Origin of the sequence: Wenyingzhuangia sp. 2_MG-2023, assembly GCF_030548295.1 — a bacterium.
In the GTDB taxonomy this organism is placed as follows: Bacteria; Bacteroidota; Bacteroidia; order Flavobacteriales; family Flavobacteriaceae; genus Wenyingzhuangia.
Genome location: NZ_JAUOSB010000023.1, coordinates 1 through 23,822, shown reverse-complemented (window position 1 = coordinate 23,822; position 23,822 = coordinate 1). Strand labels below are relative to the sequence as shown.

The 23,822-nt window shown below is 32.7% G+C and carries 19 protein-coding genes and 1 tRNA gene; 3 read left to right on the top strand and 17 right to left on the bottom strand.

From position 1 onward, the window contains the following. Window positions 1–42: 42 nt before the first annotated feature. Window positions 43–774: a LuxR C-terminal-related transcriptional regulator gene (locus Q4548_RS15155; RefSeq protein ID WP_303456413.1), complete on the top strand. Its 732-nt coding sequence runs from the start codon at window positions 43–45 to the stop codon at window positions 772–774. A gap of 27 nt (window positions 775–801) precedes the next feature. Here Q4548_RS15155 and Q4548_RS15150 read toward each other — a convergent pair whose 3' ends face one another. From Q4548_RS15150 to pflB, 4 genes are all read right to left on the bottom strand, one after another. Continuing rightward, entirely contained in the window at window positions 802–1,803 is a 1,002-nt protein-coding gene (locus Q4548_RS15150; RefSeq protein ID WP_303456410.1) for a hypothetical protein, read from the bottom strand. A gap of 107 nt (window positions 1,804–1,910) precedes the next feature. After that, window positions 1,911–3,167 (bottom strand): OFA family MFS transporter, encoded by a 1,257-nt coding sequence (locus Q4548_RS15145; protein ID WP_303456408.1) that lies wholly within the window; start codon window positions 3,165–3,167, stop codon window positions 1,911–1,913. A gap of 14 nt (window positions 3,168–3,181) precedes the next feature. After that, entirely contained in the window at window positions 3,182–3,964 is a 783-nt protein-coding gene (gene pflA, locus Q4548_RS15140; protein ID WP_303456405.1) for a pyruvate formate-lyase-activating protein, read from the bottom strand. A 101-nt stretch (window positions 3,965–4,065) separates the two neighbouring features. Next, a complete protein-coding gene (gene pflB / locus Q4548_RS15135; RefSeq protein WP_303456402.1) occupies window positions 4,066–6,291 on the bottom strand; it encodes a formate C-acetyltransferase in 2,226 nt (741 codons plus the stop codon). Between the two features lie 272 nt (window positions 6,292–6,563). Between pflB and Q4548_RS15130 the strand changes: the two genes are divergently transcribed. Next, on the top strand, window positions 6,564–7,073 hold the full coding sequence (locus Q4548_RS15130; protein ID WP_303456398.1) for a flavodoxin: 510 nt from the start codon (window positions 6,564–6,566) through the stop codon (window positions 7,071–7,073). A gap of 568 nt (window positions 7,074–7,641) precedes the next feature. Here Q4548_RS15130 and Q4548_RS15125 read toward each other — a convergent pair. Further along, window positions 7,642–8,970 (bottom strand): sugar MFS transporter, encoded by a 1,329-nt coding sequence (locus Q4548_RS15125; protein ID WP_303456395.1) that lies wholly within the window; start codon window positions 8,968–8,970, stop codon window positions 7,642–7,644. 227 nt (window positions 8,971–9,197) lie between these two features. On the opposite strand from Q4548_RS15125, the gene fucP reads away from it, so the two are divergent. Next, window positions 9,198–10,511, top strand: coding sequence for an L-fucose:H+ symporter permease (gene fucP / locus Q4548_RS15120; protein WP_303456393.1), 1,314 nt, complete (start codon window positions 9,198–9,200; stop codon window positions 10,509–10,511). A gap of 167 nt (window positions 10,512–10,678) precedes the next feature. On the opposite strand, the gene Q4548_RS15115 is transcribed toward fucP, so the two are convergent. From Q4548_RS15115 to Q4548_RS15060, 12 genes are all read right to left on the bottom strand, one after another. Next, the gene (locus Q4548_RS15115; RefSeq protein ID WP_303456391.1) at window positions 10,679–10,870 is read right to left on the bottom strand and encodes a cold-shock protein; all 192 of its coding nucleotides are present in this window, start codon (window positions 10,868–10,870) and stop codon (window positions 10,679–10,681) included. 108 nt (window positions 10,871–10,978) lie between these two features. Then, entirely contained in the window at window positions 10,979–12,118 is a 1,140-nt protein-coding gene (gene nspC, locus Q4548_RS15110) for a carboxynorspermidine decarboxylase (RefSeq protein ID WP_303456389.1), read from the bottom strand. Between the two features lie 106 nt (window positions 12,119–12,224). Continuing rightward, the gene (locus Q4548_RS15105; RefSeq protein ID WP_303456386.1) at window positions 12,225–13,424 is read right to left on the bottom strand and encodes a saccharopine dehydrogenase family protein; all 1,200 of its coding nucleotides are present in this window, start codon (window positions 13,422–13,424) and stop codon (window positions 12,225–12,227) included. Between the two features lie 126 nt (window positions 13,425–13,550). After that, window positions 13,551–14,831 carry a chloride channel protein gene (locus Q4548_RS15100; protein ID WP_303456383.1) on the bottom strand — a complete coding sequence of 427 codons (1,281 nt, stop codon included), beginning with the start codon at window positions 14,829–14,831 and terminating at the stop codon, window positions 13,551–13,553. A 140-nt stretch (window positions 14,832–14,971) separates the two neighbouring features. Beyond that, window positions 14,972–15,856 (bottom strand): carbon-nitrogen hydrolase, encoded by an 885-nt coding sequence (locus Q4548_RS15095; protein ID WP_303456380.1) that lies wholly within the window; start codon window positions 15,854–15,856, stop codon window positions 14,972–14,974. Between the two features lie 30 nt (window positions 15,857–15,886). Further along, the gene (locus Q4548_RS15090) at window positions 15,887–16,918 is read right to left on the bottom strand and encodes an agmatine/peptidylarginine deiminase (RefSeq protein ID WP_303456377.1); all 1,032 of its coding nucleotides are present in this window, start codon (window positions 16,916–16,918) and stop codon (window positions 15,887–15,889) included. 48 nt (window positions 16,919–16,966) lie between these two features. After that, a complete protein-coding gene (locus tag Q4548_RS15085; protein ID WP_303456374.1) occupies window positions 16,967–17,689 on the bottom strand; it encodes an NYN domain-containing protein in 723 nt (240 codons plus the stop codon). Between the two features lie 6 nt (window positions 17,690–17,695). Beyond that, on the bottom strand, window positions 17,696–19,231 hold the full coding sequence (locus Q4548_RS15080; RefSeq protein WP_303456372.1) for a hypothetical protein: 1,536 nt from the start codon (window positions 19,229–19,231) through the stop codon (window positions 17,696–17,698). Window positions 19,232–19,391: 160 nt separating this feature from the next. Further along, complete coding sequence (trxB, locus tag Q4548_RS15075; RefSeq protein ID WP_303456371.1) at window positions 19,392–20,339, bottom strand: thioredoxin-disulfide reductase; 948 nt, start codon at window positions 20,337–20,339, stop codon at window positions 19,392–19,394. Window positions 20,340–20,512: 173 nt separating this feature from the next. Beyond that, a complete protein-coding gene (locus Q4548_RS15070; protein ID WP_303456368.1) occupies window positions 20,513–21,442 on the bottom strand; it encodes an alpha-E domain-containing protein in 930 nt (309 codons plus the stop codon). Between the two features lie 7 nt (window positions 21,443–21,449). Continuing rightward, window positions 21,450–22,910 (bottom strand): circularly permuted type 2 ATP-grasp protein, encoded by a 1,461-nt coding sequence (locus Q4548_RS15065; RefSeq protein WP_303456365.1) that lies wholly within the window; start codon window positions 22,908–22,910, stop codon window positions 21,450–21,452. Between the two features lie 839 nt (window positions 22,911–23,749). Continuing rightward, window positions 23,750–23,822, bottom strand: a tRNA-Pro gene (locus tag Q4548_RS15060).

The window sequence follows — 23,822 nt, the reverse complement described above, 5'->3', positions numbered from 1 at the left end:
TTTACAACTGTGTCTTTACGCAGTTTTATGAATTACTAAAAAATGGATATAGAAAATATTGGTTCTTATTCTAAAAGCTTGCTAACAAATGTTCCTGTAGATCAGAATCACGCTATTTACAAACACTACAATGCTACTCTACCTAGCTTTCCAAATCAGGCAGTTTACATTTATTCTTTTAAAGAGAATAGAATGGTGTATGCAGAAGGATGGGAAGAAATTTTAGGCTATAGAGATGATGAGATTACTATGTTGACTATTGTGACCATTACTACTCCTAAGTTTTTAAGGTTTTCGGCAGAGTTGAATGATAAAGCCATGATGTTTCTAAAGAGTATTACAGAAGATTTAGAGGAATATAGTTTTACGTTGGAATTGGAAAAAATTCATAAAGATGGAACTATAGTACCCTTGTTTTCTAGAGTAGGAATTCACAAAGCTAAAGACGGGCAGATAGAAGAAATTATTGGTTATTCTGAATTGATTAAAACGCTAAGATTAGGAAATGTAATGCAATATGCAGCTTATGGTCCTAAAGTTAACGAATTTGAAGAAGCTCTAAACAAAGAACTTTTTCAGCACTATGCAATTTCTAGAAAAGAGAGAGAAGCTTTGGTTTTAGCAGCCAAAGGTTTTGCATTTAAAGAAATTGCTGAAGAACTAGGTGTTTCTCAATCAGCAATTGAGAAGAGAATAATTCCTTTGTACAAAAGATTTAATGTAAAAAGTTTACCTCACTTGATAGGATTTGCTTATCAAAATAACATTCTTTAGTACAAAAAAACGAATGGTTTAATTGTGTTAATAAGAAAGATTAACAATACTAATTTTAGAGTTAGGCACGCCAATAGTTTCTAAAAGTTCTGACCATTCTTCTTTTTCATCTTCTTTGTTAACTCCTAAAATCCAAATTACATTTTTGTTTTTGAGAATTTCTTTACTTTTAGTTTCTTCACTTTCTAAAGTGTCGATAAGTTTTAGAAAATCGTTATGAGAAACAGTATTGTACTTGTCGGGAGTAATATCATCAATGACTAGAAACTTACAATTGTTCCATGTCCACAACAGTTCGTTGTTTATCTGATCAGGAGAGTGAAATAAACTATAAAGTTTTGTTGCAGTTGTGTAAGTACAAGTTTGTTTTTTTAAAGCTAGTTCGTTAGCTATGGCAACTCCAAGGTTGGATTTTCCTTCATTTACACTACCATATATCAAAATATGATTTCCAGTAGATTTAGGAGCTTGTTTTACATAGGTTTCAACAATTTGTTTTTCTTCATCGTCTAAAAATTCACCTTTCCATTGAGACAATCTATATTGAAAAGGAAAGTAGGCATATTGTTGGTAAATTCTGGTTGTATACCAATAAATAAATGGGTAAAACAAAAGAACGAGTAGTATAATAGACACCCATTTTATATTTAGATTGCTTGGGTTGATGACAACGCAAGAAACCATAGCTCCCAATGCAAAATAAAGAACATCTGTAATGGTGTCAAAAATTAAATGACTCCATTTAGGTTTGAAAACCATGTCTTTTTTAGCAAAAAATAAAGGAAGAACAAGGTTGAAAACTTCAAAATACGCCCAAACAGATGCTACAATAATGCTGTAATATATAGGAGGATGTTCATTTTTAAAGACAAGACTCAATACAATACTAGGGAAAAAACCTAATGTAAAATGTCCTAATTGATTGGCCAACCATGCGTAAGTCAAGCTAACACCTCTGTGAGAGTCTTTTCCGAATAAATCTTTGACAAATAATTGTTTTATGAATGTTTTAGAATTGATCTTTTCCACAAGTAGCGTTATTGGGGTTTATTACGAGCCGAAGATAATTATTTTTTTTTAGTAGAAACAAAAAAGACCGACTATTAAGCCGGTCATTTTCAGAAAAAAATAATCAACTAAGTCATGGAAATTCTTAGTTTTTGTATTTGGTAAGCTTTTATAATTTGCATTTTCATCAATATAGATATGATTAAAGCGACAATAAACAATAAGGAGAATACCCACAAAGTAATTTCTAACGAACCTGTTTTAGATAGAACCACATCGTAAATAGTTGGACCTATTACACCTGCAAATCCCCATGAAGCTAAAATAAGTCCATAATTAGCTCCTAATTGTTTGATGCCAAATAAATCTCCTACAAAAGCGGGTAATGTTGCATGACCTCCGCCGTACATAGTGATAATGGTAAACAGAATTATTAGAAACATAACCTCGGAACCAATGATGGGTAAAAAGTAAAAAGCGGCTATTTGAAAAACAAAAAATAGAATATAAACATTTACTCTTCCTATATAATCAGAGAGCGTGGACCACAACAGTCTTCCCAAGCCATTAAAAACACCTATAAAACCAACAATTGCAGCAGCTTCCATTGGTGTATAGTTTAGTTTTTCTTGTACCATTGGACTGGCAGCAGCAATCAGTGCTATACCGCAAGAAGTGTTGATGAACATCATGATCCATAAATAATAGAATCTTGAAGTTTTAACGGCTTCATTCACAGTTAAATTAGCCATGTCTGCTTTTACTTTGTTGTTGTTTCCATCTTTAAATCCAGCAGGTGCATATCCTACAGGAGGTCTTTCTATGTAACTTGCTGAAGCTAAAATAATAATGGTATAGACAACTCCTAAAATATAAAAGGTGTTGGCAACACCTACAGATTCAAATAATTTGGCCATAATAGGACCAAAGATTAGAGCAGCAAAACCAAAGCCCATAATTGCCATTCCAGTAGCCAAGCCTCTTTTGTCTGGAAACCATTTGACCAAGGTGCTTACCGGAGTAATGTATCCCAAGCCCAAACCAATTCCTCCAATAACACCATAACTAATAAAAAATAGAGGTAAAGACCCTAGTTGCACAGACAATCCTGCTCCTAAAATACCTACACCGTAAAAAATACCAGCAGTAGTACCACTTAATCTAGGACCAACTTTGTCTACCCATTTTCCAAGAAAAGCAGCAGACAATCCTAAAATTAAGATGGTGATTTTAAAAGCCCATTTGATGACACTTCCTTCTACTCCAAAAATATCTTTTACAGGATTGGTGATTACCGAATAAGCATAAACAGAACCGATTGATAGATGTATACCAATTGAGGAAACAGCTATTAACCAACGATTTTTTATTTTTTGTGAATTCATAAAGTTTGGTTTTTCTAATTAATTTTTACTTTTTTAAAGTATTTACTTAGAATATTGGCAGCGTTCTGTAGCTCTTCTTCGGTGTTTTCTCTAGCATGTTCCAATTCATACTTCCAACCCAAGGCTTCCCATTTGTGAATTCCCAACTTATGATAAGGTTGCAATTCTATTTGTTCAATAGTTTCAAAATCTTTAAAGTAGTCTCCTAGTGCATGTAACAATTCTGGAGTATTGGTGATTTCTGGAATCAAGACATATCGCAACCACATTTTTTTACCAGATGTTTCTCTATAGTTGGCAAAAGAAAAGGATGTTTCTTTATTTTTTTCTCCTGTAATGTATTGATATCCTTTTTCTGTCATGTGTTTGATGTCTAACATCACCAAATCTGTGTGTTTGTCTAACAATTCAATAACGGGATGATTCAATACTCTACCGTTGGTATCTATATTGGTGTGAATATCTTCTTCTTTAAGTCTTTTAAAAAAAGTGATAAGATTTTTTGCTTGTAACATGGGTTCTCCACCCGAAACGGTTACTCCTCCTTTGTCTCCAAAGTAAGCTTTCATTTTAACAGCTCGTTGTACTAGTTCTTCAATTTCATATTCCGTACCTCCATGCGTATCAATCGTGTCAGGATTGTGGCAATACAGACATTTTAGTTTGCATCCTTGCAAAAAAATAACCATTCTTATTCCAGGTCCGTCGTGCGTACCAAATGATTCTATGGAATGAACGCTTAATGTGTGGTCTGAAGTTTTGATAGGCTTAAGTTTTAAAGTAAAAAAGGGATTCAAAAAACACTAATGATACTTTTTGTTTTTTTAAAAAGTGGACTCTAATAAAGAGACAATTTTGTTTTTTGAACCCCTACAACAAATTATAATAATGGTTTAGTTTACATAGATTCGTGAAAAGAACGAGTGATTACTTCCAACTGCTGTTCTTTGGTCAATCGGATGAAATTCACAGCGTAACCCGATACACGAATTGTAAGCTGGGGGTAATTTTCTGGATGCTCCATTGCATCTAACAATGTTTCTTTGTCTAAAACATTTACATTTAAGTGTTGCGCACCGTTGGTAAAATAACCGGTTAATGTAGCAACCAAATTATCAATTCTTTCTTCTTGAGTAGCTCCTAATGATTTAGGAACAATAGAGAAGGTATTAGAGATTCCATCTTGAGAATCTTTGTAATCAATTTTAGCTACGGAATTTAACGAAGCAATTGCACCATTGGTATCACGTCCGTGCATTGGGTTGGCTCCAGGAGCAAACGGTACACCACTAGGTCTACCATCTGGAGTTGCTCCTGTTTTTTTACCATACACCACATTAGAGGTAATTGTTAACACAGACAATGTTGGTTCTGCATTTTTATATACAGGTAATTTTTTTAATTCATTGTTAAAATCTTCTACAGCATTGTGAGCAAAAATATCTACACGATCATCATCGTTTCCGTATTTAGGAAAATCTCCTTCAATTTCAAAGTCAACAGTCAAACCTTGCTCATTTCTAATCGGTTTTACTTTTGCGTATTTAATAGCAGATAATGAATCTGCAACAATAGACAAACCTGCAATACCGTAAGCAATGTTTACATGAGGGTTGGTGTCTATCAATGCCATTTGTGCTTTTTCGTAATAGTATTTGTCATGCATGTAGTGAATGATGTTCATGGCATCGTTATACACACCTGCTACTTGTTTCATTGCCGTTTTAAAATTAGACATTACCGTGTAAAAGTCTAAGTATTCATTATCACACTTGTCAATTCCTTTGACCATTTGAGTTCCTGTAATTTCACATTTCCCTCCGTTAATAGCTAACAATAAAGTTTTAGCTAAGTTGGTACGAGCTCCAAAAAACTGAATTTGTTTTCCTATTTCTTGGTAAGAAACACAACAAGCAATTCCGTAATCATCAGATCCTCTAGAAGTACGCATCAAATCATCGTTTTCAAACTGAATTGATGAAGTGTCTATTGCTACTTTTGCACAGAATTTTCTGAAATTTTCGGGTAATTTAGGAGACCATAAAACAGTAATGTTTGGTTCTGGTGATGGACCTAAATTGTACAGAGTGTGTAAGAAACGGAAAGCTGTTTTGGTTACTTTTGTTCTACCATCGTTCAACATTCCTCCAATAGCTTCTGTAACCCAAGTAGGATCTCCTGCAAAAATTTCATCATAAGCAGCCATACGTAAATGACGAACCATTCTTAATTTCATCACAAACTGGTCGATGTATTCTTGAGCTTCTATCTCATTAATCACTCCATTTTTTAAATCTTGTTCAATGTAAATATCTAAGAAAGTAGATACGTTTCCTAAAGACATTGCAGCACCATCTTGTTCTTTTACCGCAGCCAAATAAGCCATGTAAGTCCATTGAACGGCTTCTTGAGCATTGTTGGCAGGACGACTTAAATCTAAATTGTAATGATTTCCCATCACAATCATATCTTTTAAAGCTTTTATTTGTTCTGCTACTTCTTCTCTCAATCGGATGGTAGCATCACACATGGGGCCTGTAATATTTTCTAAATCACTTTTTTTGTCTTGAATCAATTTGTCAATTCCAAACAAAGCCACTCTACGGTAATCTCCAATAACTCTACCACGAGCATAATTGTCAGGCAATCCTGTTAAAAAACCAAGAGATCTAAATTTTTTAATTTCGCTAGTATACACATCAAATACACCATCGTTGTGTGTTTTTACATATTTGGTAAACAATCTGTTTACTTCTTCACTAGGTTCTAATCCGTGTTCTTGCAATGCTTTCTGTACCACTTTGTAACCTCCAAAAGGTTTCATCGCTCTTTTTAACAGTTCATCAGTTTGCAAACCAACAATCACTTCGTTCTCTTTATCTATATATCCTGCTTCAAAATTGGCAATTCCAGAAATGGTATTTACATCTACAGAGCGAACACCGTTGTTTTGTCTTTCTTCTAGAGTTGCATTTTTACATACTTCCCAAAGTGCTATTGTTTTTTTACTAGGACCTACTAAAAAAGCATCTGTTCCTACATAAGGAGTAATGTTTTTATAAACAAATTCCTTAACACTGACGACATTTTTGTCTAAACCGGTTTTGATATCTAAAGTTTCCATACGAATAATGATTAGTTGATTTCTATACATCAAATTTAAATAAAATTACATAATAAAACACCTTTTTATCTTTTAATATTTTCATTTTTGTAAAATCATAAAATCATAAGTAGTTTTAGTGTTATATTTTTAATAAATTCTGTAAACGATGAATTTAGTGACAACTATTTGATGGTTTTTTACACATTTCTATAGTAGTATTTTTATTTAGTTTATTAAGAATAAATAAAAATAAAGTAACTTTGATTCTCAGAACAATTAAAGAGGAAGAAATGGAACATACAGTTGGATTATTTTTTGGATCGGATACGGGAATTACAGAAGAATTGACGCATGATATTGTAGATGCTTTTAAAAACATAGAAGTCAAAGAAATATCAGAAGCAAAAGCAGAAGATTTTAAACCTTATGATTTTATTTTGTTGGGTTTGTCTACTTGGTATGATGGAGATTTACAGAGTGATTGGGAAACTTTTTTTGACGAGTTTAAAACGATTGATTTTACGGGAAAGAAAGTAGCTATTTATGGATTAGGAGATCAAATTGGATATGCAGAGTATTTTATTGATGGAGTTGGAATGTTAGCAGAGGTTGTTTTAGAAAATGGAGGAGAGGTAATTGGAAAATGGCCTGTAGATGGATATAGACATACAGATTCTAAGGCAATTATTCCAAATGATGAGGCTTATTTTTACGGTTTGGCTTTGGACAATGACAATGAATCGCATTTAAATGAGGAAAGAATAACTGGTTGGTTGGATTTGATAACAAAAAAATTGTAAATAGATCTTGAATCCAATTGATTTAATAAAAGAGAAGGTATATCAAGTCGATAAATAAAATAGGTACCATTATAAGAGCTATCGTTTTTAATTTGTCATAAATATTACAGATCGTGATGGGTATGCTGAAAATCGGAAAAATAAATCCAGAAAAAAGGCGAAGTGAATACATTCCTTGAGTCTGAGTAGCCAGGTTTTTATAAACGTGTGTTTTTTGGAAGATAGGAGAAATCTTTAAAGCAACTGATTGTCCTATGGTAGTTGTGCTCTTAAAATCATCGGATACATAAAAGTGATAGTTTGCCGTTTTTACTTTGTGTGTAAGATGAAAATTTCTGGCAGCATTGTGATAGTTCTGTTTTTTAGTAGAGATGGCTATAATTTTTTCTTCCTTAATTTTTTTAGGTAGAAAAAAATCCAAAAGAATTATAAAATTAACAAAGAGTAGTAGGTAGTTAAAACAATTTTTGAGTTTATTCATAATTCTGTTTGTGAATATACTAAGTTACTATCAATATTTAAAAGACAAAAAACAATCAATTATTTGATCGTTTTTGTCTTTTAGGTTTTATTTTTTCAATCCTAGTTTATGTCCATACATAGCGTAGTATAAGATAATTATATAACAAGGTAGTAGAATCCAATATCCTTTTGTAGCTGCATTCGCAGTTGCCATAGCATCATTCATCCCTTGTGCAAGATAGGTTGCTTTGTTGCTGTCAACTAATTCACCATACAATGGAGGAAGAATCGCTCCTCCAGAAATAGCCATTATCAATAGGGCAGAAGCCGTTTTTGTAAATTTACCCAACCCTTTTAGTGTCAAAGGCCATATAGCTGGCCAAACTAAGGCATTGGCAATACCAAGGGCAGCAACAAATAAAACAGAAGTAAATTCTGTAGTTAATACAATACAAAAAGAGAAAAGAATCCCTAACAATGCACTTATTTTTAAAGCAGTTGTTTGGCTTAAATATTTTGGAATTAATACAGCACCTAATGCATAGGTGGCTACCATGGCCATTAAAGTAAATGTGGTAAAGAATTTAGCATCCATAGCAGGAATTCCTAATGAAATACCATAGGCAATAATCGTATCTCCAGCAATTACTTCTACTCCCACGTACATAAATAACGTAAAAACTCCTAACCATAAATGAGGGAATTGAAAAATACTAGTTTTGTTTGTTGTTCCATCTTGTGACTCTTCAATAGGCTCTGCTTCTACATTTGGTAATGGAGCTTTTCTAATCAAAACTCCAAGTGCAAATAATACAATAGCCATTACAATGTATGGAATTACCACACTATCTGCCATGGTATTTAAGAGTTCTGATTTTTCAGAATTTGTTACAATAAGAAGTTTTTCTTGAATTTCATCAATACCAGATAGTAACAAGGCTCCAAAAATAATAGATCCTAAAGCTCCAGCTACTTTGTTGGCAATTCCCATAATAGCAATTCTTTTGGCAGCACTTTCAATAGGACCTAAAATAGTAATATACGGATTTGACGCTGTTTGTAATAAAGTCATTCCAGCTCCTTGAATAAAGATTCCTGTTAAAAACATCCAATACGTTCTAGCTTCTGCAGCAGGAATAAAAACCAAGGCTCCAATTCCCATTACAAACAGGCCTAAAGACATTCCTTTCTTGTATCCAATTTTGTTTAAAATGTAGGAAGCGGGTATTGCCATAACCACAAAAGAAATGTAGGAAGCAGAAGCTACTAAAAGAGACTGTGCAGAAGTTAATTCATTGATAGCTTTCATAAAAGGAATCAAAGCTCCGTTGATCCATGTAACAAATCCAAAAATGAAAAAAAGTCCAGCTATAATTAAAATAGGAACTAGAGATTTGTTTTTGTTTCCTGCAATTGATGCGTTTGTGCTAGACATATTTGGTGGCTTTTATAGATTTACTTGAAATATATGTAAAAGCGAAGATATTTTAAACAAGTCTCTCTTCTTTTTAATACATACGATGATTTTATTTTTTATTAAAAAAATCTTTAATGGGCTAACTTGTATCGTTTAGATTGCTAGATCTATCATTTGTCGAAAAAATTGATATTATATGTTATATATGAGTTAGTTTCATGATTCTTAAAAATTAAATTCAAAAAATGAATATGCAACAAAATATATCAGTAGTACCTAAGAAGATGATAATTCCTTTTGTGTTGGTGACTTCTTTATTTGCTTTGTGGGGATTTGCAAATGCAGTTACCGATCCTATGGTGCAAGCTTTTAAAAAGGTATTAGAGTTGTCTAACTCACAGGCTGCTTGGGTACAGATGGCTTTTTATGGAGGTTATTTTTGTATGGCTTTACCTGCAGCTATGTTTATGAGAAAATACTCTTATAAGGTAGGAATTTTAATAGGTTTAGGCTTGTATGCAACAGGTGCATTGTTATTTTATCCTGCAGCTATTACTGAGCAATTTTGGTTTTTTTGTGTAGGATTGTATGTGTTAACCTTTGGGTTGGCATTTTTAGAAACAGCAGCAAATCCTTATGCTTTGGCTATGGGACCTAAAGAAACAGCAACTCAACGTTTAAATTTGGCTCAAGCTTTCAATCCTATAGGGTTGATTGCTGGTTTGTTTGTAGCACAACAGTTTGTGTTAAAGAATTTAAAAAGTGATGATATTGATGATTTTAGTTCTTTGGATGAAGTTTCAAAAATACTGGTAAAAACATCTGACTTGTTAGTGATTAGAAACCCGTATGTTATTTTAGGATTGGTGCTTATTGGTGTTTTTACGTTGTTTGTAGTTAGTAAAATGCCTCAGTCTAAAGAAGAAGGAGCTTTACCTAAAATAGGCTATACATTTAAGATTCTTTCAAAGAATAAAAAATATGTTTTAGGGGTTTTAGCGCAAATTTTTCACATGGGATGTTTAATTATGTGTTGGACGTATATATATCAATATTCTGAAGCTATTGGTATTGATAGTGTAACGGCTGGTTATTATCAAATGGCAGCTTTTGTGCTTTTTACCGTAGGACGTGCCATTGGTACTTATCTGTTAAGATTTGTTAATGCTGGAAAACTACTAATGATGTTTGCCGTTTTTGGAGGTGTTTTTACACTTTTTACCATTTTTATAGAAGGTAGGGTAGGGTTGTATTGCTTGGTTGCTATTTCGTTTTTTATGTCTTTAATGTTTCCTACTATTTATGGTATTGCGTTGGGAGGATTGACAGAAGAACAGTCAAAAATTGGATCAGCAGGTTTGATTATGGCTATTGTTGGTGGTGCTTTGATGCCAAAACTACAAGGAATTATTATTGATGCTGGTGGTAATGGAGTAGCGGATGTTAAAGTATTAGGAGTTTCAGAAGTTAATATCTCTTTTATCTTACCCTTGTTTTGTTTTGTGTACATAGCTTGGTACGGGTTAAGAGTGAACAAGAACAATGAGATTGTAGATTAAGAGACTCAAATTATAATTTGTTAAAAACCGACTAAATACAATTTTTGTGTTTAGTCGGTTTTAATAGTTGCAATAATAAAATTTAAAATCAGATGTGTATAAACACAAAAAAACCCATCAAATGAATGATAGGTTTTTCGTTTAAACTTTATAGTAAAGGAATCAAATTAGATAACTTGTACGTTTACTGCGTTTAATCCTTTACGACCTTCTTCAACGTCAAAAGAAACTTTGTCTCCCTCAGCGATTTCATCAGTTAAACCATTAATGTGAACAAACACATCTTTACTTCCATCGTCTGGAGTAATAAATCCATAACCTTTTGAATCGTTGAAAAACTTTACTGTACCGTTACTCATAATAATAAATGTATATTTTTAAAGTCTGCAAGGTAGAATAAATAAACCATCATCTATCATAAAAACTATTTTATTTTTAACTGTACTTTTCTGATATACAGTATGCTATTAGGAAAGTCTACTTTTATAATCATTATAGCCGAATTTACGCAGCGTTTTCAGGGTCTTGTCAATAGTCCATATACAAATGTCAGGATGTTTGACTCCGTTAAACATGCTCGTTTTTACCATTGTATAATGAATCATATCTTTAAAAATAATCTGATCTCCTATGTTTAATCCTTTTTCAAAAGCATATTCTTCCATAAAATCACCAGCCAAACAGCTAGTTCCTCCTAATCGATACACAAATTTGCTATTTTCATCAGGATCTGATGCTCCAACAATTTTGGGTCTGTAAGGCATTTCTAAAGTATCTGGCATGTGAGCTGTAAAAGAAACATCTAACAAAGCAGTGGTAACTCCTCTACTAGGAACGATGTCTAATACTTGAGCCGTTAAAACTCCTGTTTCCCATGCAAAAGCACTCCCTGGTTCTAAGAGAATATGGATGTTGTATTTTTCTTTAAAAGCTTTTAATAGGTTGATTAAATGCTCGGTGTCATAACCTTTACGAGTCATTAAATGACCGCCACCCATATTGATCCACTTGATTTGATGTAAATATTCTCCAAATCTTTCTTCTAAAGCAACTAACGTTTTTTCTAAGCTATAAGAATCTGATTCGCACAACACATGAAAATGCAATCCTTCTACACCTTTTGGTAATGCTTCGGGCATAAAATCTTTTAACACTCCCAATCTTGATTTTGGAGAGCTAGGATTGTATAAATCTACTTCCACATCACTTTGTTCTGGGTTGATTCTAATTCCACAAGAAATTTTATGACCAGCAGTAAGTGTTTGCTCATAATATTTATGAAATTGTGACACAGAGTTGAATACAATATGAGAACTGTAACTCATTAATTCCTCAAATTCTTCAGGAACATAAGCAGCGGCATAAGTATGTGCTTTGGTTTTCATTTCTTCAAAACACAAACGAGCTTCGTATAAAGAGCTAGCGGTTGCTCCTTTTATATATTCACGAACAATAGGGAAGGCTCCCCACATAGCAAAACCTTTAAAAGCAAGAATAATTTCTATACCTGCTTGGTCTTGCACGTTTTTAATCAAACTTAAATTGTTACGTAACAATTCTTCATCTAGTACAAAAGAAGAAGAGGGAATTTGGTTGTAGTCTATCATTTTTATAAAAAGAAAAAGGTAGTAAGTAGTTCTTTAAAAGAAATACCTACTACCTATATTTTAGTAAACATTGTATTTGGCTGTAAACCAAATGTTGTTTGATATATTAATAGTTCATTTCTAAATTACCATTGATCTCTTCTTGCCAAGGCAATCCGTATTGACCAATCAATTCCATAAATGGATCTGGGTTGAATTCTTCTACGTTGTACACTCCAGGTTTTTTCCACTTTCCTGTTAAAAACATCATAGCTCCTAACATAGCAGGTACTCCTGTGGTGTAAGAAACTCCTTGAGATGATACATCATCAAAAGCATCTTGGTGTTTACAGTTGTTCCAAACGTAATACGTTTTTTCTTGTCCGTCTTTAATTCCTTTAATTCTACAACCAATAGAAGTCTCACCTGTATAACCATCCGCTAATTCTTCTGGTTTCGGTAAGGTTTCTTTTAAGAATTGTAAAGGAACAATTTCTACACCTTTATACATGATTGGCTCAATACTAGCCATACCAATATTTTGAATGACACGTAAATGCGTTAAATATTCATCACCAAAAGTCATCCAGAAACGAGCACGTTTTAAGGTTGGAAAGTTTTTAACCAAAGATTCTAATTCCTCATGATAAATAACATAAGAGTTTTTAGGACCAATGTTAGGGTAATTTAAAGCTTGTTTAATTTCATGCGGTTCTGTTTCTACCCATCGCCCATTTTCCCAATAACGTCCTTTTTGAATCACTTCACGGATGTTGATTTCAGGGTTAAAGTTAGTAGCAAATGCCTTTCCATGATCACCCGCGTTACAGTCCACAATATCTAAATAGTGAATTTCATCAAAGTGATGTTTGGCAGCATACGCAGTATAAATACTAGTTACACCAGGATCAAAACCACAACCTAAAATAGCGGTCAATCCTTTTTCTTTAAATTTTTCTTGATATGCCCATTGCCAGCTATACTCAAACTTCGCCTCATCTTTAGGTTCGTAGTTTGCAGTATCTAAATAGTTAACACCTGTTTCTAAACAAGCATCCATAATGGTTAAATCCTGATATGGCAACGCAACGTTGATGACCAATTCTGGTTGAAACTCATTTAATAACGCAACCAATTCTGGTACGTTATCGGCATCCACTTGTGCGGTTTCAATTTTTCTATCCTTAATTAAAGCAGCAATCGCATCACATTTAGATTTTGTTCTGCTTGCTAACATAATTTCAGAAAAAACTTCAGGAGAAGCAGCACACTTTTGTGCAACAACGCTACCAACTCCACCAGCACCAATGATTAAAACTTTAGACATTTTTAATGTTGTTAAATTGATTTATAATTTTCGGCAAATGTAATTTTTTTTTCAAATTACAATTAAAAATAGTTGTTTTTTTTTGATGAAAAAAATAGATCTACAATATTGATTGTCAGAGGTTAATTACTTTAGATGGATGGATAGTTTTTTGTATCCTTTTTCATAGCTATACACAGTATGTTTACATAAAAAAGAAGCCATTAATTTGGCTATAAAAACCCCAACTAATAAAGGTAAAAACAAAGCAAAACCATTGTCTACAATATTACAAGTTAAAAACAATGCTGTTAAAGGAGCGTGTATAGCTGCACTTAACATGGCTGCAGCTCCAATTAATGCAAAATTTAATACGATTAATTCTGTTTTAAAATAATGATTACAAAATAAAGCTACAAAAATTCCCAAGATAGCACCTGTTACAATACTAGGAGCAAATACACCACCATCTCCTCCAGCTCCTAATGTAAGAGAAGCTGCTAATGGTTTTAAAAATACAATCAGAACAAGCGATAATAAAAATCCAATAGAAATAGTTTGATAATCAGTGTGTAATAATTCTGGAATGGCATGGTAACTGTCTCCGTATAAAGCAGGAAACATAAAAATAGCAGTTCCTACCAACAAGGCCCCTGTATTTACTCTAATGAAATTGTTTTTTATTTTGCCAAAGGCAGATTTGATGAAAATGACACTTTTGGTAAAAAAGACAGCAATAATACCAGCTAAAATACTTAGTAAAACCATATATGGGATGGCTTGATACTTCCAATGAAAAACTTCAAAATCAAACAATTTATTGTTGTCAAAAAAATACATGAATGTTTGAGCGATGGTAATAGAAATAACACAACTTAAAAAGATGGTTTTGGTTACTTTACGAGAAATCACTTCTATAGCAAATAAAAGTCCTGCAATAGGACTTCCGAACAAAGTAGTAACTCCGGCTGCGACACCCGCACAAATTAATTCAGTTTTATAAGTATTGGCTACTTTTTCTTTTTTGTAAACAGCACTTCCTATAGCGGCAGTGGCTACTACGGTAGAAACTTCTACACCTGTAGAACCTCCAAAAACCACCGTTAAAAATCCGTTGATGTAATGTGATGGAATTTTATAAAAAGGCAGTTCATCTTTTCTGTTTTCAAGCGTATTATAAACCTCTTTAATTCCTTTGTTTTGTTTTCCCTTGAATAGATGTTTTCTTGTAAAGTAAATGATGGTAATTCCTATAGAGGGTAGGAAGAAATAAAAGATGGGAAAATGATGAACTTTTTCTAACAAAGATTCTTCAAAAAAAGCAGTACTGTTTTTTAAAGAATAACCTAAAAGTGTAGCTAAAAAAACAACCAAAATTGTGTTTAAAACTAGGTTGTAATATCCTTTTCTAATAACTTCTTTTCTCATGATAATAATGAAAATTTAAGAGGGTAAAGTTAGACGATTAAGATATTATAAAGGTGATTTTAAATAATAATTTATTACCTGACACTAAGTTTCATAAAAAAGCCCCTGTAATTTTTATGAAACTACAGGAACTAAAGAATTTAATCAATATATCTTTTGGTAATATCACCATAAGCATCAATACGTCTGTCTCTAAAGAAAGGCCATATTCTTCTTACATCCTCTGTTTTTTGTTTGTCAATCGTAATTACCTTATTGATTTCGTCTTTTTGAGTTCCTTCCCATAAAACTTCTCCTTGTGGGCCTGTTATAAAACTAGTACCCCAAAATTCTATTCCGTTGGTAACACTTGTCCAATCTTTTTCAAAACCTACACGGTTTACAGAAATTACAGGCAGTCCGTTTGCTACTGAATGTCCTCTTTGAGAAATCATCCAAGCATCTCTTTGACGAGCTTTTTCGGCATCGGTATCAGTACTTTCATAACCAATAGCTGTTGGGTAAATCAATACTTCTGCACCTGCCATAGCCATCAATCTAGCTGCTTCTGGATACCATTGATCCCAACAAATTAAAACACCCAATTTACCTACAGAGGTCTGAATAGGAGTAAAGCCTAAATCACCTGGTGTAAAGTAAAATTTCTCATAATAAGCAGGATCGTCAGGAATGTGCATTTTTCTATATCTTCCTGCTTCGGTTCCATCTTTTTCAAAAACTACGGCTGTATTATGATAAATTCCTGGAGCTCTTTTTTCAAACAAAGAAGTTACCAAAACAATATTTAATTCCTTGGCAATAGCAGAGAACTGATTGTAAGAAGAACCTGGAAAAGGTTCAGCCCATTCAAACATTTCTACCTCTTCTGCTTGACAAAAATAAATTCCTGTGTGCAATTCTTGCAGAACTACCAACTCAGCACCGTCCTTAGCACATTGTTTAATACCTGCTATAGATTTGTTGATGTTGTCTTGTTTGTCTGTTGTACAAGATTGTTGTACAATTCCAACGTTTAATTTGCTCATTATAATATGTTAAATACTAAAATAAAAATACTAAGAAATATTTAATTTCACTTGCTCAGGATATTGCATGCTAATACAGTGCAAAGATCCGTGTTGTTGAATTAAAGCATTGCAATCTAATCCTGCAACTTTCCTGTCTGGAAAAACTTCTTGAAGGATAGCTAAAGCTTCTTGATCCTGAGGAACATTGTATGTTGGAACCAACACTCCACCGTTTACGATTAAAAAATTAGCATAGGTGGCAGGAATGCGTTCTCCATCACTATCAAAACAAGCATTTGGCCAAGGCAATGGAATTAAATTATAGGATTCATTTTTATGATTGGTAAACGTTTTTAATTGCGTTTCCATTTGTTGTAAAGCTTGGTAATGTTCATCATTTTCATCCTCACATTTTACATAAGCAATTGTATTTTGATTGCAAAACCTTGCTAAGGTATCAATATGAGAATCTGTATCATCACCAGCTAAATAACCATAATCTAACCACAATATTTTTTCAAGTCCCAAAGTGTTTTTTAGATAGGTTTCTATTTCTTCTTTGGTCATGTTTGGGTTACGGAATTTAGATAACAAGCATTCTGAGGTTGTTAACAAAGTTCCTTGTCCGTCTGATTCTATGGCTCCACCCTCCAATACAAAATCTAGCGATTTTATATTTAAATTATTAAAAACGGTTTTTCCTAATTGTTCCGTAATGATATTGTCCAATTCCGCTTCAAATTTTTGTCCCCAACCATTAAAAATAAAGTCCAATAAAATAGGTTTCTCATCTTCTATAATAGTAATGGCTGCATGGTCTCTAGCCCAAGTATCATTAGATTTTATTGCTACAAAAAGCAAGGGGAACTCAGCCTCTTTTTTAAAGTAAGATTTTACTTCTTTTATATCATGACATCCTATTAAAACAGGTTGAAAACGTGCGGTAGCTTCTATAATATTTACAAAACAGGCAACCACTTCCGTATACATATAAGCCCAGTCACTTTCAGCGTGAGGAAAGGTAAATTGTATAAAACTTTGTGGTTCCCATTCGGCAGGGAACCTTTTAATTTTTAACATGATTCAAATTGATGATAACCGAGCAAATGTAATTGTTTTTATGAATTGTTATTTATTTTTCACAAAAATAAGTTTATGTCTACTTTTAGGGGTTTCTCTTTGTTCTATTTCAAACTCATCAATTGCATTCATCATTGGTGTTAACTTTTCAAATCCGTAGTTTCTTGAGTCAAAACTAGGACGTTTTTTTTGTAACAAACTACCTACATCTCCTAAAAATGCCCAACCATCATCATCGGAAACATCAGAAATAGTTGCCTTTATCATTTTGATGATTTTAGGACTAATGTTGTCAAAATTATCTTTTTCAGATGTTTTTGTATTTTCTTTCTTGTCTTGTATTTTTCGTAATACTTCTATATAAATAAATTTATCACAAGCGACAATAAATGGAGTAGGAGTCTTTTTTTCTCCAATTCCTATGACTTGCATACCCGCTTCTCTTAGTCTAGTTGCTAATTTGGTAAAATCACTATCGCTAGAAACCAAACAAAATCCTTGAACTTTTTCGGAATATAAAATGTCCATGGCATCAATAATCATGGCAGAATCCGTGGCATTTTTACCAGTGGTGTACGCGTATTGTTGAATAGGAGTGATGGCGTTTTCTAATAATATATCTTTCCATTTTCCTAAGTGAGGTTTGGTCCAGTCTCCATAAATTCTTTTAATGGTCGGGTTTCCGTATTTGGCTATTTCCTCCATCATTTCTTTAACGGGAGATGATGGTATATTGTCTCCATCTATTAAAACGGCTAAGTTTGTATTCATGTTTTTTTAATTATCTAATTCGTCTGGGTTTACCAAGTTTGGCAATATTACCGATTGAAAACCGCTTCTAAGTGTATACCACCAACTGTGAAACATAGATCTGTTTTTAGGTCTGAGGTAATACATTTTTCCTTTTTTATACTTTGTATCTCCAGGTGTATTGTGTGTGTTGATAAGGAGCTTGTTGATTAAAAAAGAAGGAAGGTCTTTGATGTTGTATTTTGTGCCATCTTCTAACAATCCCATTTTTATGTTTTGGTAATCTAGTGTTATTTTTCCTGAAGCCAAATTGTTATTACCATTGATGGTAAATTCCAACCGATCACATTGTCCAGAAGTTATTTTAATTCTTTGGTATAAATACAAAAAACCATTGAATATATCAAAGTTAAAGGCAGCCATTTTTCCTTTAATGGTATATGGAGATAGCTTGGGTTGCGTATGAAAATCGATATCTAGATCAAGGCGACTTTTACCTAAAACCTGTGCATGTAATTTAGTGTTTATAATATGATTTTCTTTGTTTTGAATATTTTTTATAATGGCATTTATTTTGTTAAAATAAACCAGTCCGTAATTTTTTGTTGATTTGCTTTTGATGTCAATATCAATTCGATTGTTTTTAAGAAGTATTTGTTTGATGTCTAGTGGAATTGGACATGTTAATAAAAGTTCTTGTAAAAAAGGTTTGTACGCTGCTGGGTCTGGCTTTTTATTTTCATTGGTTAAAACTTTTAAAAAAGCATCTTGTAGTACAATTTCATCAATATCAACCTGTTGCTTGTTTAAGAGTTTATCGTAGTCTATATGGTCAATTTTAATAACAGGGATTTTTACTATGGTTCTGGGTTTTTTGTATGTAAATTTTTGTTCCCATTGTTTTTTGGTGAATTTGGGCTGCATATTAAAACTGTAGAGATACGTGTTTTTTTGATCCAAAGAAATAGAGTCTAAACTTAGTTGATATGCACTTTTTTTAGCATTCATTTCCAGTTGATGAGATTCAAATTTCACATTGTCAAAAGAAATGTTGTTTTTGGATACTATCAAATTTTCTATCCCAAGACTATTATTAGATGCTCCTAAATTAAGATTTTCATGATTGATTGAAATGTTAAAATTATTCAATTTTAATTTGTTAACAGAAAATAGATAATCGGAAATATCAAAAGTACTTTTGTTTTTTTGGAGTTGATGATGCGATTTGTAACTACCATTGCTCCCAGTTATTTTTTTAAATTTAATTTTATGATTCAGCAGTAAATCTATCCATTCAATATCAATCAGGTTTAGATGTTCAACCTGAATGTCTAATGTGTCTTTTTTAGAATAATTTATATTTTCTAGAGACACGCTTTGGCAATGCCATGACGTTTTAATCTTTTGAGTAGTAAGATGATCTATCTTAGTAAGTTTGTTTTTTAAAACAATATCAAAAACCAAAGAGCTTAGAAATAAAAGCAAGCAGCAGCCCATCACTCCAAAAGCGATTATTTTTAGAAAAGAATTTATTTTTGATTTAGAAAAAGAAGAAAAACGCATGTTTATTTTTTTTATCTGTTACGAAAGCTATAAAAATAGAAACGTAAATAAGAACGTATTGTTGCTAAATTAATAAGAATCAACTTTTTTGTAGAATAAGGCATAAAAAAAGTTACACTTCTGTGTAACTTTTTTTAAGTGAAAATATGTTGGATAGTTTTTATTCTAAACTTCCTAAGTAACGTTCAGCATCTAAAGCAGCCATACAACCTGTACCAGCAGCGGTTACTGCTTGTCGGTATTCATGATCTTGTACATCTCCTGCAGCAAAAACTCCAGGTTTGTTGGTTTTGGTAGATTTACCTTTGGTTACCAAATAACCAGTTTCATCCATATCCAATTGACCTTTAAAAATTTCAGTATTTGGTGTGTGACCAATGGCAATAAATACTCCGGTTACAGCAATTTCATGTTTGTCTTGTGTTTGGTTGTTTACCACTCTAACACCTTCTACAACATTGTCTCCTAAAACTTCGTCCAATTCGGTATTGTACAATACTTCAATGTTTTCTGTTTTGTTTACTCTGTGCACCATAGCTTTAGAAGCTCTCATTACATCTTTACGAACCAACATGGTAACTTTGTTACATATATTAGCCAAGTACGTAGCTTCTTCTGCAGCGGTATCTCCAGCTCCTACAACAATTACGTCTTGTTTTCGGTAAAAGAAACCATCACAAGTAGCACAAGCAGAAACTCCACCACCTTTCAATCTTTCTTCGCTTTCTAGCCCTAAATATTTGGCTGTTGCTCCTGTTGTAATAATAACAGTCTCAGCTTCAATTTCTTTAGTTCCATCAATGGTTATTTTATGAATTCCACCTATTTCATCACTAAAATTAACGGTGGTAGCCAATCCAAAACGAACTTCTGTTCCAAAACGTTCCGCTTGTTTTTTCAAGTCTTCCATCATAGCAGTACCATCTGTACCGTCAGGATAACCAGGAAAGTTGTCAACTTCGGTAGTTGTGGTTAACTGTCCACCCATTTGCATTCCGGTATACATTACAGGCTTTAAGTCTGCTCTAGATGCATAGATAGCGGCAGTATATCCTGCAGGACCTGATCCAATAATCAAGCATTTAATTCTTTCAATAGTATCTGACATGTTTCTATAGTTTTAGAATTTATGAGTCGCTAAATTAATTTTTTTTTACAGCTTGTAGATGGAATGTTTATAATTTTTTACAATGGTGTGATAAGTAAAGACAATGCTTTATAAAAGTGTGTAAAAAAGAAAAGCTGTTACAGAATGTAACAGCTTTTTGTAGTGTAATTTTGTTAAGCTCCAAAGAGTTCTTCTTCAATACTTTCACATATATAATTGATTTCTCTGATGATTTTTTGAATAAAATCATTAAAACTAGTCTCTATTTCATCAATGGATTTGTAGGAATATTCTGCAGTTATTTTACCAATTAAAAAAGCAGAAGCAAGATTGTCGTGTTTGTTTAAGCTGTCAATATTGCATTTGGCATTTTTTAAACATTTGAGTACAGATTTAGGACATTGAGGATTTAGAATTAAAAAATCCAAAGTATCCTTGCTGATAGGTACTTTTTTGTAATGCCTTTTCATCATGTCAAAAGATTGGATACATTTTAACAAAGTAGTCCATTCGTAACTTGTTTTGTAGCTTATTTCTTCTCTAGTCAACATAGCATCTTGGTGCTTTGTATCTATCACACGTATTACAATATTTGCACGTTCTAGATGAACACCTAACATAATAATATTGTAAACTTCATTGTGCATCATGGTGGTTACTATTTTACCTTTGATGGTAGAAATAGCTTTTGAAATATTGCTAGTAAACTCATCCAAACCTCTTTCCAAGAAAATATTTGTGTCAAAGTTGTTGATGTAGTGATGTAGTTTGTTGATAGATTCAAACAATTCACTAGAAATTAAATCTCTGGCTCCAGAAGCATTTTCCCTTGCCATTCTAAAACAACTAGTGATAGAGTACAAGTTTTCGGTGTTCAATACAGTATCAAACAAGACCGTTTTTTCGTCTAAAAACTCATCATTGTCAGGCTCGTCATCTACCATTCGTAAAATAGAATTTAAGACAAATTGTCTAGACTGAGAAGTTTCATTAGGAGCGTCTAATGACGAAAAATAATTTACATTTATAAATCTTGCGATGTGTTCAGTTCTTTCTAGATATCTTCCCATCCAGAATAAATTGTTGGCTACTCTTGCTAACATAATTCTACTATTTTAAAACCCAAGTATCCTTAGATCCACCACCTTGTGATGAGTTTACGATTAAATTTCCTTTTTGTAATGCTACACGTGTCAACCCACCTTTTAAGACAAAACTTTGATCTTTTCCTAAAAGTGTAAAGGTTCTTAAATCTACATGCCTTGGTTCAAAACATTTTTCATCTTCTATAAATGTTGCGTGAGTAGACAAGGCCATAATAGGTTGGGCAATGTATTTACGAGGGTTTTCTTTGATAACTTTTTTAACTTTTTCAATTTCCTCTTTGGTCAATTTGTTACCAATAGAGATACCGTAACCACCAGATTCATCTACAGGTTTTACAACCAACTTATCTATATTGTTCAATACAAATTCAAGTTCTTTAGGTCTGCTACAGTGGTACGTGTAAACGTTGTTTAAAATAGGTTCTTCGTCTAAATAATATTTGATGATTTGAGGCATGTATGTATAGATTGCTTTGTCATCAGCAACTCCTGTACCAGGTGCATTTACTAAGGTTACATTTCCTTTTCTATAGGCTTCAAAAATACCAGGCACTCCTAATACAGAATCTGGAGAAAATACTTTTGGATCTAAAAAGGCATCGTCTATTCTTCTGTAAACTACATCTACTCTAACAGGACCGTAGATGGTTTTCATGTAAACAAAATCGTTTTCTACAAACAAATCTCTACCTTCAACAAGCTCTATCCCCATAGATTTTGCAAGAAAAGAATGTTCATAGTACGCAGAGTTGTATATACCTGGAGTTATCACTACACATGTTGGAATATCTACACCAATAGGTTTTACAGATTGCATAATATCTAGTAAGTTTTCGGAGTAGTTGGCTACAGAATGTGTAGGGTATTTGTTAAAAACACCAAACAAAGCTCTTTTAGAAGCAACCCTGTTACTAACTACATAACTGACACCTGAAGGACAACGAATATTGTCTTCTAAAACATAATACTCCCCATCAGAGTGTTTGATGACATCTGTACCAGAAATGTGGTTGTATATACCACCAGGTGGTTCTATGTCTATCATTTGTTTTAGATAGTTTTCAGAACTGGAAATCAATTCAAGAGGAACTATTCCATCTTTAATGATTTGTTGTTTGTGATAAACATCATGTAAAAACAAATTCAATGCCCTACTTCTTTGCAAGGCACCATTTTCTATATGACTCCATTCACTGGCAGTAATGATTTTCGGAAATAAGTCAAATGGGAATACTTTTTCAACAGTTGTCTTATTATAAACCTGAAAGGTAATCCCTTGGTTTAAAAAAGAAACTTTTGCTTTTTCATTTAACATTTGAAAATCTTCTACCTGATATTCATTAAAGAGTTTAAATAACTCAGTGTAAGTATTTCTCACTTCATTATTACCTTTAAAAACTTCGTCGTAAAAGGTTGATTCTAAATGATATGAGGAGAAGATTGGTAAGATGTTCTTCTTTTCCATAGATCTATACGTTTTAAGTTATTAAAGTACATTCTTTTTTATTTTCAAACATTACTTAGAACTTTAATTTTATGTGGTTTATAACAGTTTATTAATTGTCAAATTACACATAATTTTTTTTAAAAATATGGTTTTTAATGAGTTTAATAAAAATAAAACATGAAGGTCTAGTTGAAAGTAGGTGTTTTAAATGATGAAATTGTGTTTTAATTGTTTGATAATAGTACATATAGATGCTGTAAAAGCATTTTGTGTTTGTGTTGAAAATAGTTTTCTTCACTTTTTCGCCATTATCTAAACGTACGTAGGCATTCGTTATATGTGTATCTGCTTACGATTATAAATTAAAATATAAACTTTTATATGACTGCTTTATAGAATTTTAATTTTAGGTAATTTCATTATGAGGAGATAGTTGATGTATGTGTGGATTGAGGATAGTGCTACCAATTCTTTTTAAAATCGAGATGTATTTATTCGAGAAAAGCACTAGATCGATACTCTTTATTTTGATAACGAGCAATTCAAGTCACATACTATTGTTCAATACCTTTCTAGAAACGACAAGAGCTATGGTTGCATTTATAACAAGTTGATTTGAAAAGTAAAAACAGAAAAAAACATGAATAATTCATTATTGGTTTTTGTCCGTAGATTTCCATCCAACATTTGTGCGTTAAAAAGTTATATAGTTATAACTAGCGTAGGCAAAAAATGAAAGGATTGTATTTTTAAATAGCATTTGAGAGTTTTTATGTGAAAATAGTATTTTACTAAAAATAAAATTATGCTATCAAACAAAAAAACACAATTCATTAAAAAAATGAATCGTGTTTTTGTCGGGGTGGCAGGATTCGAACCTGCGACCTCCTCGTCCCAAACGAGGCGCGATGACCGGGCTACGCTACACCC